Source organism: Bacillus sp. 0909A (assembly GCF_036765115.1).
Taxonomy (GTDB): Bacteria; Bacillota; Bacilli; order Bacillales; family Bacillaceae; genus Bacillus; species Bacillus mojavensis.
Window position 1 is genome coordinate 40,419 of record NZ_JBAIZU010000009.1, and the last position, 14,707, is coordinate 55,125.

17 protein-coding genes are annotated in these 14,707 nt (G+C 40.6%); 1 reads left to right on the plus strand and 16 read right to left on the minus strand.

What is annotated here, in order from left to right; all coding sequences use genetic code 11:
- Positions 1 to 129 precede the first annotated feature (129 nt).
- The 3 genes from V6D42_RS19955 to metG all read right to left on the minus strand — a co-directional run bounded on the left by V6D42_RS19955 (position 130) and on the right by metG (position 4,439).
- Positions 130 to 1,353, minus strand: a complete 1,224-nt coding sequence (locus V6D42_RS19955; protein ID WP_333514361.1) for a ubiquitin-like domain-containing protein — start codon at positions 1,351 to 1,353, stop codon at positions 130 to 132.
- Between the two features lie 245 nt (positions 1,354 to 1,598).
- Entirely contained in the window at positions 1,599 to 2,366 is a 768-nt protein-coding gene (locus tag V6D42_RS19960) for a TatD family hydrolase (RefSeq protein WP_199398715.1), read from the minus strand.
- Between the two features lie 78 nt (positions 2,367 to 2,444).
- Positions 2,445 to 4,439 (minus strand): methionine--tRNA ligase, encoded by a 1,995-nt coding sequence (gene metG / locus V6D42_RS19965; protein WP_333514352.1) that lies wholly within the window; start codon positions 4,437 to 4,439, stop codon positions 2,445 to 2,447.
- 495 nt (positions 4,440 to 4,934) lie between these two features.
- Between metG and abrB the strand changes: the two genes are divergently transcribed.
- A complete protein-coding gene (gene abrB, locus V6D42_RS19970; protein WP_003226760.1) occupies positions 4,935 to 5,225 on the plus strand; it encodes a transition state genes transcriptional regulator AbrB in 291 nt (96 codons plus the stop codon).
- Between the two features lie 49 nt (positions 5,226 to 5,274).
- On the opposite strand, the gene rsmI is transcribed toward abrB, so the two are convergent.
- The 13 genes from rsmI to V6D42_RS20035 all read right to left on the minus strand — a co-directional run bounded on the left by rsmI (position 5,275) and on the right by V6D42_RS20035 (position 14,566).
- Complete coding sequence (rsmI, locus tag V6D42_RS19975) at positions 5,275 to 6,153, minus strand: 16S rRNA (cytidine(1402)-2'-O)-methyltransferase (RefSeq protein ID WP_026014644.1); 879 nt, start codon at positions 6,151 to 6,153, stop codon at positions 5,275 to 5,277.
- Positions 6,128 to 6,427 carry a GIY-YIG nuclease family protein gene (locus V6D42_RS19980; protein WP_333514353.1) on the minus strand — a complete coding sequence of 100 codons (300 nt, stop codon included), beginning with the start codon at positions 6,425 to 6,427 and terminating at the stop codon, positions 6,128 to 6,130. Before V6D42_RS19980 ends, rsmI begins: the two co-directional genes overlap by 26 nt.
- Positions 6,414 to 7,157, minus strand: a complete 744-nt coding sequence (locus V6D42_RS19985; RefSeq protein WP_333514354.1) for a tRNA1(Val) (adenine(37)-N6)-methyltransferase — start codon at positions 7,155 to 7,157, stop codon at positions 6,414 to 6,416. Before V6D42_RS19985 ends, V6D42_RS19980 begins: the two co-directional genes overlap by 14 nt.
- Before the next feature lie 60 nt (positions 7,158 to 7,217).
- Positions 7,218 to 7,577 carry a replication initiation-control protein YabA gene (yabA, locus tag V6D42_RS19990; protein WP_010332687.1) on the minus strand — a complete coding sequence of 120 codons (360 nt, stop codon included), beginning with the start codon at positions 7,575 to 7,577 and terminating at the stop codon, positions 7,218 to 7,220.
- Between the two features lie 14 nt (positions 7,578 to 7,591).
- Positions 7,592 to 8,419: a competence/sporulation regulator complex protein RicT gene (ricT, locus tag V6D42_RS19995; protein WP_010332686.1), complete on the minus strand. Its 828-nt coding sequence runs from the start codon at positions 8,417 to 8,419 to the stop codon at positions 7,592 to 7,594.
- A gap of 2 nt (positions 8,420 to 8,421) precedes the next feature.
- On the minus strand, positions 8,422 to 9,411 hold the full coding sequence (gene holB / locus V6D42_RS20000) for a DNA polymerase III subunit delta' (protein ID WP_333514355.1): 990 nt from the start codon (positions 9,409 to 9,411) through the stop codon (positions 8,422 to 8,424).
- Between the two features lie 11 nt (positions 9,412 to 9,422).
- Positions 9,423 to 9,863 (minus strand): YaaR family protein, encoded by a 441-nt coding sequence (locus V6D42_RS20005; protein ID WP_333514356.1) that lies wholly within the window; start codon positions 9,861 to 9,863, stop codon positions 9,423 to 9,425.
- Between the two features lie 12 nt (positions 9,864 to 9,875).
- Positions 9,876 to 10,205 carry a cyclic di-AMP receptor DarA gene (darA, locus tag V6D42_RS20010; protein WP_003218295.1) on the minus strand — a complete coding sequence of 110 codons (330 nt, stop codon included), beginning with the start codon at positions 10,203 to 10,205 and terminating at the stop codon, positions 9,876 to 9,878.
- Positions 10,206 to 10,279: 74 nt separating this feature from the next.
- Positions 10,280 to 10,918: a dTMP kinase gene (gene tmk, locus V6D42_RS20015; RefSeq protein WP_333514357.1), complete on the minus strand. Its 639-nt coding sequence runs from the start codon at positions 10,916 to 10,918 to the stop codon at positions 10,280 to 10,282.
- Positions 10,915 to 12,354 (minus strand): aminotransferase class I/II-fold pyridoxal phosphate-dependent enzyme, encoded by a 1,440-nt coding sequence (locus tag V6D42_RS20020; protein ID WP_333514358.1) that lies wholly within the window; start codon positions 12,352 to 12,354, stop codon positions 10,915 to 10,917. Before V6D42_RS20020 ends, tmk begins: the two co-directional genes overlap by 4 nt.
- Before the next feature lie 83 nt (positions 12,355 to 12,437).
- A complete protein-coding gene (locus V6D42_RS20025; RefSeq protein WP_333514359.1) occupies positions 12,438 to 13,595 on the minus strand; it encodes a toxic anion resistance protein in 1,158 nt (385 codons plus the stop codon).
- A gap of 18 nt (positions 13,596 to 13,613) precedes the next feature.
- Complete coding sequence (locus tag V6D42_RS20030) at positions 13,614 to 14,228, minus strand: 5-bromo-4-chloroindolyl phosphate hydrolysis family protein (protein ID WP_333514362.1); 615 nt, start codon at positions 14,226 to 14,228, stop codon at positions 13,614 to 13,616.
- 143 nt (positions 14,229 to 14,371) lie between these two features.
- On the minus strand, positions 14,372 to 14,566 hold the full coding sequence (locus V6D42_RS20035; protein ID WP_333514360.1) for a sigma factor G inhibitor Gin: 195 nt from the start codon (positions 14,564 to 14,566) through the stop codon (positions 14,372 to 14,374).
- Positions 14,567 to 14,707 lie beyond the last annotated feature (141 nt).

Sequence of the window (14,707 nt, forward strand, 5' to 3'; positions counted from 1 at the left end):
AAAATAAAAACTTTTGTATATTGATGAAACTTTTTCATATGTCGAGCGTCTAATAAGCAGAAAATACACTTCGTCTATTATAACGAAAAAAACAGAGGGCGCAAAACCCTCTGTATAGATAAGTATATATTAATTCAAGATTTTAATTTTGACTGTTTTATTTCCCCATCGGTAAGCCGATGATTTCTCAGGGAAAAAGACGTCTATTTTATTCCCTTTAATCGCTGAGCCCGTATCAGCAGCAACGGCGTACCCATATCCTTCAACGTGGACTTTTGAGCCTAGTGGAATGACATTGGGATCTACTGCGATGACTTTTGCATTAGGATTATTTTTCAGGTTAACGCCTGTAGCCGTATGTCCTGAACATCCGCTGCAGCTTGCCGTATAAGCTGTAGATGATACTGTCATGACTTTACCTGTTGATTCATTGCTCCGAGACACAACTGGTTTTGAATCGCCGGAAGCACTGACCTTTTCAATCTTTGGACTGCTTTGCTTTGTGCCGATCGCAACCACTTTATCTTTGCTTTGCTCGGCTGTTTCTTCTTTTACAAGCTCTCTGGAAACTTCTTCGCCGTTTTCCTTTACGACTTCATAATGTTTTTTGAGCTTGCCTTCTTTTCCTTTTTGGACGACCTTTTCTTGCCCTTTTTCAAGAGAAGCGTCTTCTTGTTTTTTCACATCAAACGCTATTTTCTCTTCAACTACATCGGTGACCTTTTCGATACGAGTTATTGTAATATCAGCCTTTCCTATCGTTAGCTTTTCGTCTAACGCAGGCTTGATTTTATCTTCGTCTTTTATGTTCATCTTTTGCTGTTTTAAAAAGTCAGCGACCGTAGTCGAAGTCGTCCAGATCTTCTTTTCTTTTCCTGCATCATTCACAGTGACTTGGAACGCAGGTTCTATGTTAATTTTCATGTCTTTCGAAACTTCTGTATCTATTGCGGGATCAATCTGATCGTGTTCTTTTACATCAACATCTTGTTCGTCCAGTAATGCACCGACCGTTTTTGCTGTTGACCATAATGTCTTCTCTTTCCCGTTTAAAGTAAGCTTCACAGGTTTTGCAGCCTCATACACAACATTCATATCTGCTGTTATCTGTGTCTGTTTAGCAGGTGTGATCTTGTCTTCATCTCTTGTCTTTATATCAAGTGCTTCTAAAAGATCACCGACTGTTTTTGCATGTGTGCGTATATTTTTCTTTTTGCCGTTGATAGAAACTGAGACTGATTGTTTCGTCAGCTCATGAGCTGCGTACGCAGTCCCGCCTCCCGCCAGCAGCAAACAAGCAGCAACCAGAATGACTTTGCTTTTGCTAAGCTTTACGGAAAACAGCTTTTTCATTTTTTGTGTGATGAAAAACGCCTCCTTCTCCTCGGAGAGATTATATAGAGTATCTAAAAGGCTGTCAACCCTCCCTTCTCCTTCTCCTAAAAGCTCAGTGTCTTCTTCATTATCCTGAAACACACCGAGAAACGGAAGAAAGACTTGTCGACAAACCTATCCTATGAGGAGAAGAAAGCATGTAGAACATTTATGGAAAAACACCGGAACGGACAAGCTCTTACAAAACCCGCTAGCGTTTTTTGTCAGTTTATACGGAAAAGTCTTTTTGCATTTTCAGTCGTAATTGATGCAATTTCTTCAAAGGTTGTTCCTCTTAATTCAGCAATCTGTTCTGCCACATATTTCACATAGCTTGGCTCATTTCTTTTCCCTCGAAAAGGAGTTGGGGTAAGAAACGGACAGTCAGTTTCAATCAGCAGCCTATCATTCGGAATTTCCTTTACAACTTCCTTTGGTTTCTTCGCATTTTTGAAGGTGACAGGACCGCCAAATGACAAATAAAAATTCATCTTCATACATTCTCTTGCCACTTCAATACTGCCTGTAAAGCAATGCATGATGCCGCCGACTTCGTCTGCGCCTTCCTCTTTCAAAATGGTAACGACATCCTCTGTTGCATCACGGTTGTGGATAATAATAGGGAGATTGACCTCTTTTGCGAGGGCAATTTGTTTTCTAAATACTTCTTTTTGAACATCTTTAGGAGATTTATCCCAATGATAATCGAGACCCATTTCACCTATCGCTACCACTTTTTCATGAGCAGACAGCTCTTTAATCCAAGCCAAATCTTCCTCTGTCATGTCAATGGCGTCAACTGGGTGCCAGCCGATGGCAGCATATATAAAATCATATTCCTCAATCATTTCCATCGCCCGGGTAATGGTCGGCCGGTCAAAACCGACGACTACAATCCGGTCCACTTTTTCAGCTTTCGCCCGCTCAATAACCTCTTCTAGATCTGTATTGTATTGTTCTGCATTTAAATGCGCATGTGTGTCAAATAACATAAATGAAAAACTCCTTTCTTGTCGAAACACAAAAGGTGTTCGACGAATTGTTACACGTGAAACACCTTTTGTTTATCATTATTTAATTCTTGTGCCCTTCGGTAAGGACTGATCGATGGATACGACTTTTAAAACGCCGTCTGCTTCTCCTGCAAGGATCATTCCTTGAGAGAGCTCTCCTCTCAGCTTAACCGGTTTTAGATTTGTTACACATACGAGTTTTGTTCCAATAAGCTGTTCAGGTTTATAATGTTTTGCAATACCGGAAACGACTTGGCGTTTCTCAAAGCCAAGGTCAAGCTGGAGTTTCAGCAAACGATCTGCTTTTTTCACCGGCTCTGCTTCTATAACCTCTGCCACACGAAGTTCTACATTCATGAACTGATCAATCGTAATTTCAGGTAAATGTTCGACCTCTTGCGGCTCTTCTTCTTTTTTCTCTTCTTTAGCTTGGGCTGAGCCCTGCATTTTCCCTTTAATGTACGCAATTTCTTCTTCTGCCTCTAAACGCGGGAATAACGGCTCGCCTTTTTGTACTTTTGTGTCTTTAAGCTGACCGAAAGCTGTAATGCTGTCCCAAGCTTTTAAAGCATCATCTGTGATGCCCAGCTGCTCAAACATTTTTACCGGTGTTTTTGTCAGGAACGGCTGAAGCAGTACGGCTGAAATACGCAATGATTCAGCAAGGTGATACATAACCGATTGCAGTTCTTTTTCTTTTTCTGGATCTTTGGCAAGAACCCATGGAGCCGTTTCGTCAATGTATTTATTAGTTCGGCTGATCAACTGCCATAATGTTGAAAGAGCGACCGAGAATTCCATCTTTTCCATTGCTTTTTCATAGGATTTCACTGTTTCCTCAGCCACAGAAGAAAGCGTCTGGTCAAATTCCGTTACGGCACCTTTATAAGAACCGATTTGCCCGTCAAAGTATTTATTGATCATGGCAACAGTACGATTCAAAAGGTTACCTAAATCATTCGCTAAGTCATAGTTAATTCGTTCAACAAAACCTTCCGGCGTGAAAACACCGTCAGATCCAAATGGCACTTCGCGAAGCAGGTAATAACGAAGCTCGTCTAAACCGTAGCGTTCGATGAGTGTGACTGGATCAACAACATTCCCTTTGGATTTCGACATTTTTCCATCTTTCATCAAAAGCCAGCCATGCGCAAATACTTGCTTCGGCAGCGGAAGGTCCAGAGCCATTAACATGATCGGCCAATAAATGGTATGGAACCGTACAATTTCCTTACCAACTAAATGAACATCGGCTGGCCAATATTTTTGATAAAGCTCATCATTTTCTGTATCATAACCGAGTGCTGTTAAATAGTTGAATAGTGCATCGATCCAAACGTATACAACATGTTTTGGATTTTCCGGCACCTTCACACCCCAGTCAAATGTGGTCCGTGAAACAGCTAAATCCTCAAGGCCGGGTTTGATGAAGTTGTTAATCATTTCGTTTTTACGTGACTCCGGCTGAATGAAGGTTGGATTTTTTTCATAGAATTTTAAAAGACGGTCAGCATATTTCCCCATACGGAAGAAATAGGATTCCTCTTTGATCAATTCGACAGGGTGCCCGCTGTCAGGGCTTTTCCCGCCAATCACCTCACCCTTTTCATTTCGTTCAATATCTACTAGCTGAGTTTCCGTGTAGAATGTTTCATCAGGAATACTGTACCAGCCCTCGTATTCATCAAGATAGATGTCCCCGTTTTCAAGAAGCTTTTGGAACACCTTTTCTATGACAACTTTATGCCGTTTTTCAGTTGTGCGGATAAAGTCATCGTTTGAGATTTCAAGCTGTTTCCACAGTTTCTGAATATCTGCCGCTGCGCGATCCACATACTCTTGAGGCGTAATGTTTTCCTGTTCAGCTTTTTGCTGGATCTTCTGCCCATGCTCATCCGTTCCCGTTAAATAGCGCACATCAAAGCCTTTTAATCGTTTGTAGCGAGCCATTGCGTCGCCAGCGACTGTTGTATACGCATGGCCGATATGTAATTTTCCGCTCGGATAATAAATCGGTGTTGTAATGTAAAATGTATTGTTTTCTTGCGGCATCTTGAAACCTCCCAATCAGAATGTCAAAAAGCTCCCGCCCAAAGGACGAGAGCGGCGAAAAGTGCAAATCATATATGATTACCTATTTTATATTTATCCTTTATCTATGATACCATCTTAGCCTTTAAGATCAAGGATATATACGTATGCCCCTAAAAAGAATAATTAAAATTAAAAACCTTTAATAAAAATAAAAAAAGTCTGTTCATGTCGAATTTTGTCGTATATAATCATACGGTATAAAAAACCTTGGTTCGAAAGTCTTGATTTAAAAGGATTTTTCATAGGATAATAGCTTTATTAGAAAATTATAAAATGCTGTTAATCCGGTAGTTTCAAAGCCATTACTGACTATAAGAACTAAATCTTACAATCAATAGTAAACAAAAGGATTGACGATTATTGGAAACCTTGTTATGCTATGAAGGTAAGGATTTTGTCGAATAATGACGAAGAAAAATATAACTTAAACAATAATTATCTCTTGGGAGGAGAATGTTTATGAAATCTACTGGTATTGTACGTAAAGTTGATGAATTAGGACGTGTAGTGATTCCTATCGAATTGCGTCGTACTCTTGGAATCGCAGAAAAAGATGCTCTTGAAATTTATGTTGATGATGAAAAAATCATCCTTAAAAAATATAAACCAAACATGACTTGCCAAGTAACTGGTGAAGTTTCTGACGATAACCTTAAACTTGCCGGCGGCAAATTGGTACTAAGCAAAGAAGGCGCTGAGCAAATCATCAGCGAAATCCAAAACCAGCTTCAAAACCTTAAATAATCATTTTTTACACAAAAAACGTTCTTGTTATGACACAAGAACGTTTTTTTTATTGCTGAATATGGTATGCATCATACATTTCACGTTTTGGGACGTTACGATCTACGGCCGCTTTTTTAATGGCTTCTTTTGAGGTTGCTCCCTTTGAAATGTAATGCTCGACATGTTCTTTTGCAGAGAGGTTCTCCCACCAATGTGTTTCTTCATCTTGTTCCTCAGAGTTATTGCCCTCGACCACAAGACAAAACTCTCCGCGGATCTGATCCTCATTTGCCCAGTCTATCACTTCTGATATCGTTCCTCTTATAAATTCTTCATATTTCTTAGTAAGTTCACGCGTCACCGCAATGTCCCGATCTCCTAATATTTCTAACATCACAGACAGGGTTTCCTTCAATCGGTGAGGTGCTTCATAAAAAATAATCGTTTCTTGTCGTTTTTTGAGGACATCGAGTTCTTTCTTCTTTTCTTTTTTCTGCCTGTTGAGAAATCCGTAGAAAAAGAAAGGCTGCGGTACAATTCCTGAAGCGATAAGCGCTGTTAATGCGGCATTGGCCCCCGGCAGAGGAACAACATAACCACCCATTTCTGTAAAGTCCTTGACGATTTCCGCTCCCGGATCAGAAATTGTTGGCAGCCCGGCGTCACTGACCAGCGCTATGTTCTTCCCGGACTTCAGCCATTCAATGATTTTGTGGCCGCTGCTTTCTTTATTGTGTTCGTGATAACTGACAAGCGGTGTTTCAATTTCATATACATGGCATAGCTTTTTTGTTTGCCTCGTATCCTCTGCAGCAATCGCATCCACTGATTTCAGCGTTTCGATCGCTCGAAACGTCATATCCTCTAAATTTCCGATAGGTGTCGGAACCAAATAAAGAATCCCCATATCCGACTTACCATTAAAGCTCATCTGGCGCCTTAACATATACAGCCTCCTTGCTGTTCCGTTTTTCTTCTATATAAAGCTCTTTTTTTCTGCGGGTCAGTTTTTTAAAGTAATATTCCGCCTGCATGGCTTCCCGCTTCGTTGCAAATGCCTCAGCAAAAATTAAATCAACCGGGCGTCTCGCTTTTGTATACTTTGCGCCCTTTCCATCGTTGTGAGTTTTCAGCCGTTTCTGCAGATCGTTGGTATACCCTGCATACCAGGTGTTGTCTTTGCACTGTACAACATAAAAGAAATGGTTATTTGTCTCCATATAAAATGGTCCTGATTTCTTTTGTGTATTCATTTTGTTCGTTATACACGAACAGCGGAGGAAGTATTTTCAAATCTGGCCGCCCGCATTTTATGCCTTCAACCAAAATGGTATTGGCTTCCTTCCCTTGTTTCGGATAGACAAACTGAACACGCTTCGGCTCAATTTGGTGAGCCTTCATCAATTCAAAAATTTCGAGAAGCCGGCCCGGCCGGTGAACGAGCGCTGCCTTTCCGCCTTGCTTTAGCAATTTACTGCTGACTGAAATGACATCTTCCAATGTACAGTGAATTTCATGTCTTGCGATACGGAGATGTTCATTCAGATTTTGTTCGGCCTGTTTCGGTGTTTTAAAATAAGGCGGGTTGCAGGTAACAACATCATATCTATTATGCCCCAGCTTTTCAGGCATGTTTTTCAGATCATCATGTATGATCTGAATTTGATCCTGCAGCTCATTATACGCCACACTGCGGACAGCCATATCATGGAGTCTTTCCTGAATTTCAACTCCGAGAATTTCGGCTTTTGACCTTGTACTCAGCAGCAGCGGCACAATGCCGTTGCCGGTGCACAAATCAACAATTTTTCCTTTTTGAATCGGAACATAAGCAAATTTGGAGAGAAGCACAGCGTCCAATGAGAAAGCAAATACCGTTGGACTTTGTATGATCTTCATGTCCTCTGCCAACAAATAGTCTAATCTTTCATCGTCATGTAATGAAACCATTTTCTTATCCTTTCCAGCACCTTTGAAAAAGGCTTCCGTCTGATGCGGAAGCCTTTTTCCTTATTTTTTATTTAAGAATGACAGACAGAAAAGACAATCTTCTTTTCTGACGCTTCCATAGTGGACGTTACAGATATGGAACCCTTCCTGATACAGACGTGCCAGATTATCATATCCTTCCCCTATATCAGCTTGCTCTGTCTTCTGTGTTTTTGATTCTTTTTTATCAGCTTTAAACTTTTCAATCTGTTGCGTCGTATCGTCCAGCCGTTTACGCAAATGCTTATTTTCAAGCTGTAGATGATGATTTTCTTCAATCATCTCACCGATATGCTGCTTTAAATCCCCCAGCTGCCGGTAAAGCGAGCCGATTTGTTCTTCTAAGTTAATGACGGTATCAAATAACTCTTTTTTATCCAAGGTTCCACACCTCGTTAATCTGTGGTTTGTGCGGATACGACGCCCTCTTCCAAGAGCTCTTCCCAAGTATATTCTATCACTTTTTCACGGTTCATCAGTTCCACCTGAAGCACCCGTTCCAGAATATTCAGCCCGACGACTTTCGCAGGCCCGTTTGCTGTCGTAATCATTTCCCCTATATCCGGTAGCTGTTCCTTTGCAGTCTCATACTCATCGTTTTCGTATTTCAGACAGCACATCAGACGTCCGCAAAGACCAGAAATCTTTGTTGGATTTAAGGATAGGTTCTGATCCTTCGCCATCTTAATAGACACAGGTTCAAAATCCCCGAGGAATGTTGAACAGCAAAGCATTCTGCCGCAAGGGCCGATCCCTCCAAGCATTTTTGCCTCATCTCTCACTCCAATCTGGCGAAGCTCAATCCTTGTTTTGAAGATGGAGGCTAAATCCTTTACAAGTTCTCTAAAGTCTACTCGGCCGTCAGCAGTGAAGTAAAAAATCACTTTATTGCGGTCGAACGTAAACTCCACATCGACCAGCTTCATATCCAAGCCGTGATCTATTACTTTCTTTTGGCATATTTCAAATGCTGATAAAGCTTCTTGTTTATTTTCTTCTACAATGAGAAGATCGCGCTCGTCAGCCACGCGTATCACTTTACGGAGCGGAAGCACAACATCATGCTCATCCACCTGTTTATTCGCAACAACAACCTGGCCGTACTCAACGCCTCTGACAGTTTCTACAATGACGCAGCTGTCTTGTTCTATATGAAATCCATTCGGATCGAAATAATATATTTTTCCCGCTTTCTTAAAGCGGACACCAATTACATTGTACAAGCTTATCCCTCCTGCAACATTAACACCAAGTGCTCCATTAATCCCTGCACATTCACATTGGAATGAAGCCGTTTCTTTGCTTCTAAAACAGCAAGTATCTGGTTCGTAACGCTTTGTTGTGTTGATTGTAGCGCATGCTGTTTTATTGATTGGAATAAGTCTTGATAGATCAATTTATCTTCATTTCCTATTTGGATGGACAACACATCGCGATATATCAATAAGAGCATATCAAGACCCATTTCTTGATGGGTTTTTTCTTTGAAAAAGGGCATCCATTGATCTTGAATAAAGAAAAAGGCATGTCCTTTCCGCTGGTTTAAGACTTCATACAATTTTATCACTTTCGCTCTAGACTCTGCAAACTCATCATTTCGACTTAATTCGACTGCTTCTGCCACATTGTTGGTTATGTTCGCCAGGAGCCTCGCCATATAAGGCGAGACGTCCTGTTCTATCAGTCGGTCTTCAATTGCTTTAGGCTGCAAAGGCTGAAAAGGAAGGGTTTGGCATCTTGAAATGATGGTATCCAATAACCTTTGAGGCTGCTCAGTGATAAGGATGGCCATTGTGTCTCTGTTCGGTTCCTCTAAAAACTTCAGCAGGCTGTTTGCCGCATTAGCCGTCATTTGATCTGCATGTGATATGATGTACAGCTTTTTATGCGATTCAAGCCCTGTTTTAGAAAACTCTTCTTGCAGCGCTTGAATTTGCGCCTTTTTAATCGATAACCCATCAGGCTGGACCAGATGGAGATCAGGGTGGTTCCCCGACTCAATCCGCTTACAATTTCTGCAGTTCTCACAAGGCTCTGCTCCAGTTTCCAGACAAAAAAAGCTTTTCGCAAGAAGCATTGCGGCCTCCAGCTTGCCTGTTCCTTTTTTGCCCTCAAATAAATAAGCGTGTGATAGTCTGTCCTTCTCAATACTATTATATAAAAGCTTCATTACTCTGGGCTGAAGCTCGGTCATTTCCTTCCAGGATATTGCCATTGTATCACTCTCTATGTGTAAAGGTTAATCAATAAACCTTTTATTTCGCCAATACGCTCCAGCAAATCAATTGCCGGTTTTTCCAAATCCATCATCTCTTCTGTAAGCTTTATCAATTTCTCGTCTATTTCTTTCACAAGTCCCAGCGTTTTGCTGTTTCCGTAAAGATCAAAGCTTTTCGACGTTTCATGTGAAAGACCGCTGTCAACAGCTTCTTTGACAAAACGTTTCACAAGCCCTTTAAATCTTGCCAAGTCTTTAAAATTCCGTGATTTCGTCAGTCTTTTCCCAAATGCTTCTATGTCTGTTAACAGCCTGGTCAGTTGATCAAACTTTAATTTGCTGCTTTGGTTCTCCATTGATGTTTTAAAAGATGCTGAAATCTCAGCTGTTTTCATAGAAGGAAGCTGCTTATTATCTATAAATGTGCGTATATCTTTATTGATTTTCACAGTTTCAAATCCTTAAAATTGATGAAATTCATCGACTGGAAGGACAAATACTGTCGCTCCGCCAACTTCAACTTCGACTGGATAAGGGACATATGAATCAGCATTTCCGCCCATTGGAGATACAGGAGCAATCATCTGATCACGTTTCTGTCCGTTTTCTTTAATAAGACTCAATGCTTTATCGACGCGTATATCCTCGACACCAATCATAAACGTTGTATTGCCTGATTTAAGAAATCCTCCTGTCGTCGCAAGCTTTGTGACTCTAAAGTTGTGATCTGTTAAAGTTTTCAAAAGTCTGTTGCTGTCCTGATCTTGTACCACTGCCACTATTAATTTCATCTGTAAAGGCCTCCTTTAGATTGGAAACAACAATGATCTCGTTTACATTATTATATCAACTAATGAGAAACAGGTCACAATTGAATTTTTTTCAACGCTTCATTGATAACCTTTAGAACGTCCTGAACAACGAGGTCTTTCGATTGAGCGGCATCAACTGAATGGAATCTTTCTGGAAAACGCTTCATCAGCTCCCGATAACCTTCCTGAACTTTTGTATGAAAGCTCAACTTTTCCAGATCGAGCCGGTTTTTCTCCCGAGAGCCGTTCGCATCAATACGCTTCAGGCCCTCTTCCGGATCAATTGAAAAATATATTGTGACATGAGGCATCATATCCCCAATGGCGAATTGGTTAATTGAAAGAACCTCATCAATCCCAAGACCTCTTGCATATCCTTGGTATGCGAGTGAACTGTCAATGAATCTGTCACAAAGTACAATATTCCCCTGCTCTAAAGCAGGTTTTACTTTTTCAACTAAATGTTGACGTCTTGCAGCTGCATATAAGAGAGCTTCTGTTTTCGCATCCATTAAGGTGTTGTTCTCATTTAGAATAACTTCTCGAATTTGTTCTGCGATATCTATGCCGCCTGGTTCCCGAGTTGCCGTAACCTGAAGGCCTTCTGCTGTCAGTATCTTTTTCATTTCCTGTAATACAGTTGTTTTTCCCGCGCCTTCAGGACCTTCAAATGTAATAAATAAACCGCTCATGATTTCTCCTCTTCTATATAAACAAGTAATTGCTTCTCATTGATTTTCATATTCCCTTGAACATGCGTTTTCATGCTGATCAAGCGGCTGAGCTTTTGCACGCTTTCTCTTGTGATTCTTTCGCCTGCCATAATCATCGGAATTCCCGGCGGATAAGGTATAACATCCTCTGCGTTCAGCCGCCCTGCCGCTTCATTAAAATTCATGTATTCTTTCTGTAACGTGTTTAAAACCTTTTTTTGATAAGGCAAAACAGTAATAGGCTGTGCTACCCATTCTGCTGAAACATTTATCTGATCAGATGGAGTCTTTTCGATCTCATGATCAATTTTCTTAATTGTTTCCGCATCGATTCTCCGTTTTCCTCCCAAAGGGAGAACAAGCAAAACCTGATTTTCATCAGCAAGCTCTGTGAAAATGTTGACACGCTCTAATATTTTTTGCAGTGTAAAACCTGAATGTCCGCATTTGGAACGAATGGTGAGCTTCAGCGGATCAGTGGAAAGCCGTTGATTGGCCGGTTCAACCGTTTCAGCATATGCAAGTGAATCAAACGTTTGTTTAATCGACTGAATATGCTGCAGAACGTCAGAAAGCTTATGTTCCTCTATCATATGCTGCACATAAGCGCGGGCAAGATCCAATGAAGCCATTATCGGATAAGACGGACTGCTGCTTTGTAAACGATTCAAGTAATCCGTTACCCTGTTTCGTTTAATCCTGTTGCTATTGAGGTGCAAATAAGATCCCATCGTCATGGCAGGCAGCGTTTTGTGCGCCGACTGAACAACAATATCTGCTCCCATTTGCAACGCTGAAGCCGGAAAAGGCTCCCCTAAAACAAAGTGCGCGCCATGCGCTTCATCCACCAGCACAGGAATCCCGTATTGATGGGCCTCTGAAATGATTTCAGTCAAATCCACGCTATGTCCATAATAAGTCGGATTGGTCAGCACCAGTCCCTTCGCATCTGGATATGCCTTTAGAGCTTCTTTTATCGTATTAAGCGGGACATGCGTAGGCACATGCATGAATTCATCAATGTCAGGTGCGAGATAAACTGGCTCAGCTCCAGCCAAATCAACAGCATGAAAGACAGATTTATGGCAGTTTCTTTGGATCAGGATCGTATCTCCAGGATCACAAACTGATAAAATCATGGCTAAGTTGCCGACAGTCGTGCCGTTTACAAGAAAAAAACTTTCTGCCGCTCCATACAATTGGCTGACAAGATCTTGGGCTTCCTTAATTACTCCTGAAGGATGATGCAAATCATCAAGCCCCGATAGCTCAGTCAGATCAATTGTAAGAAGCGGGTTGTATATGGTCTTAGCCTCATCAAAAAAGACATCTCCATTGTGATGTCCCGGAACGTGAAATGAATGAGAATTCCTTCTCGCATGTTGAATCAGTGCATGATATAAAGGTGTGTTCATTAAAACAATCCTTTTGAATGTGTATTCTTACTCTTATTATATCGTTCCTATGACAGAACTTAAAGCTAAGTCTTACTGGTAAACTACCTTTCCTTTATCGCGAGCAGCTTTTGCTTCAAATCGCCTTCCATTATCATGAGCTCTTCTTCAGCCTGTCGGCGTTTGATCCGCCCTTCTTCTTGAATCGTCAGCGTTTCTTCAAGCGTACTGATTAAGCTTTCCTGTACCTTCTTTAAGGTATCAATATCAACAAGCCCTCGTTCATTTGCTTTCACTGTTTCAATCGTATTGGTTTTTAAAAGCTCCGCGTTTTTTACCAAAAGTTCATTGGTTGTATCGGATACTTTTTGCTGTGCATCCACAGCGTTTCGCTGCCGTAAAAGTGTCAATGCAATCGCTACTTGGTTTTTCCAGAGCGGGATTGCGGTTACAATGGATGACTGGATTTTTTCAGCTAATGCCTGATTGGTATTTTGAATTAACCTGATTTGTGGAGCGCTTTGTATAGTAATTTGCCTGCTCAATAGCAAGTCGTGCACCCTTTTATCCAATCGGTCAGCAAACTGGATCAAATCGTTTACTTCTTGAACAGCCATTTGATTATGATCGCTTGATTCGGCCTGTCGTTTCAGTTCAGGAATTGTTTTCGTTCTTAATTCATCCAGCTTCAATTCACCAGCAGCAATATAAACATTCAGTGCAGAAAAATATTCTTTGTTTTTATCATATAACTGCTCTAACAGCTTATTATCACTGATTAATGCATGTTTTGAATGCTCGAGTTTTAAACTGATTCTGTCTATCTGCACACTGGTCTTTTGATACTTTGACAGAACCTCCTGAAGAGAATGAGACACTTTCCCAAACATGCGTGCCAAGAAACCTTTTTTCTTAGTCTGCAGTTCATCTGGGTTTACTTGTTCCAGCTTTTTCATCAGTTCACCAAGGATTTCACCGATTTCGCCGACGTCCTTCTTTTGAACATGATCAATCATCGTATGAGAAAAATTCAGCAGCTTAGACTGGGCTTGTGAGCCGTACAAGACAATACTGTTCATGTTGTTATGATCAATTTGTTGAGCCAACTGGTATGCTTTTTCTTTGTTTTCTTCGGGCAGAACATCGACAAGACGCACTGGCTGCTTCTCTGATTCAACAGCCTCCCCCTTTGGTATTTTGATATCTCCAAATGGGTCTGCCAACACTCCGTCTATTTGAAGGTCACTTCGATCTTTATTCACCGTCCTTGCTCCCTTCCATTATTTTTTCAAAGAATGCTTCGCTGCATCTAATTCAAATTGCAGTTCACCAATTTCGTCGCCCATTAATTGAGTTAAATCTTCTTCTAAACGCTTCGTCAATTCAGCAAGTGTGATACGTGCTTCACTCAACGACATCGAAAGTTCTTTGTTTTTTTTCGGATGAGAAGAAAGAACGGCATATTTCTCCGTCAGTTCCACAACAGAATCTAGAGTCTGATAAAAGAAACGCTCAGCCCGATAAAACCGTTTTGGCTCTTTTTTGGTTAACATATAGATCCTTCTCACAAGTCTAAGCATCTCTGCATTCTGCTTAAACATCTGGATATTTTTTGCTTGAAATAAGGCTTTTCTTAGACGGATTATTTTTTGTCTTGCTTCCTCAAGATTTTTCTTAATGTACGCATATTCTCTACCCGTCAGTTCATGTCTTTTAAGAAATAACCGCCTAGAATTCCACAAACCCGCTGTGTATACGAGAGCTGCTGATGAGACGCCATATACAAAAGATAAAAAAAGTGATTGGTTAAAACCAAAAAAACTCAATAATCCTATAAAAACAAAAGTCGCACTGCTTGTAAAACTCCATATCAAAAATTGAAGAAATCTATGCATCAACACCATCGACTCCTGTAAGTATTTCATATTTAACATTATTATCTACTACGTTCAGTCCCTAAACAAGTTTCATGTTCTTTTATCGTATCCATTGCCTTTATATAAAGTGAAAAATGGTACAAAAAAAGACCTTCTCAGGTCTAAGAGTATAATGGCGGTGTATGAATGCTCTTTAGTTTCTTGACATAAAAGGCATAGTCAGGATCGGAAGTTGCAGTAGAAATTACTTTTCTCTCACAATCTAAGCATATGAATTTTGTATAAAGATGAATCCCTCTGCTTTTCTCTTGTTCGCATATAATACATGTTTGATGCTGTTTAACCGTTTCGTCCATCGTCCCCACCTCCGTACAATTAGCCTTTCCTGAAACCTGATATTGTATACATTATTTAGATCTTTTGGAATCTTGAGATCAGTATATGGGCTATATAAGCTGTCGGTGTTTGTATAGTTTCGATTTCACTTGTATATGGAC